General features: G+C 64.2%; 1 protein-coding gene. It reads right to left on the reverse strand.

The annotated features are described in order from the left end of the window. Window positions 1-50: 50 nt before the first annotated feature. A partial coding sequence (gene gshB, locus B2J89_RS15435) for a glutathione synthase (RefSeq protein ID WP_169169931.1) occupies window positions 51-1,005 on the reverse strand: 955 nt, incomplete at its 5' end.

Below are 1,005 nucleotides of genomic sequence, written 5' to 3' on the forward strand. Positions count from 1 at the left end.
GCTGGCACAGACCCTCTTTGAAGGAGGCTTCCGTGCAGCGAAGCCCTCGACTATAGCACCGGTTTGGAGGAGCGGGCAAGAGTTTCGAGGTTTTTTGTGCCCACTGCCGCTTCGAGCGCATCCATGAACAACGCAGGCACATCGCATCCGGTCTGCTGCTGGATCTCCTGGAAGCAGGTGGGGCTGGTGACGTTGATCTCGGTGACGCAGTCGCCAATCACATCCACCCCCGCCAGCAGCAAGCCGCGCTCTTGGAGGACAGGGCCGAGGGCGTTGGCGATCTCCATGTCGCGTGCCGACAGGGGCCGCGCCACCCCCTTGCCGCCCGCCGCCAGGTTGCCGCGCACTTCGCTGCCCTGGGGAATGCGCGCCAGGCAATAGGGGACTGGCTTGCCGCCAATGACCAGGACGCGCTTGTCACCGTCCACGATCTCCGGCAGGAATTTCTGCACCATCAGGCTTTGCGTACCGCCCCGGTTGAGTGTTTCGGTGATGCTGCCGAGGTTCAGGCCATCGGGCCCCACGCGAAAGATGCCCATGCCGCCCATGCCATCGAGTGGTTTCAGGATGATGTCGCGGTGCTCGGCATGAAAACGCTGGATGTCGCGCGCGTCGCGTGTGACCAGCGTGGGGCCAATGAACTGCGGGAACTCCATGATGGCGAGCTTTTCCGGGTGGTCGCGCAGGGCGCGCGGCCGGTTGAAGACCCGTGCACCGTCGCGCTCGGCTTGTTCGAGCAGGTGCGTGGCATAGAAATACTCGCTATCAAACGGGGGGTCCTTGCGCATCAGCACCGCGTCGAACGACGCCAGTGCAGCGGCGCGCTCTTGTTCTACGGTGAACCAGGCCTCTTCCCTTCCGGTCAGCGTGATGTCGCGCACATGGCCCTGCACCAGGCCGCCGCGCTCCCACATCACATCCTGCGGCTGGCAAGCGGCAATGCGGTGGCCGCGGCGCTGCGCCTCGCGCATCATGGAAAAGGTGGTGTCTTTGTAGATCTGGAAG

Source organism: Acidovorax sp. SRB_24 (assembly GCF_012931925.1).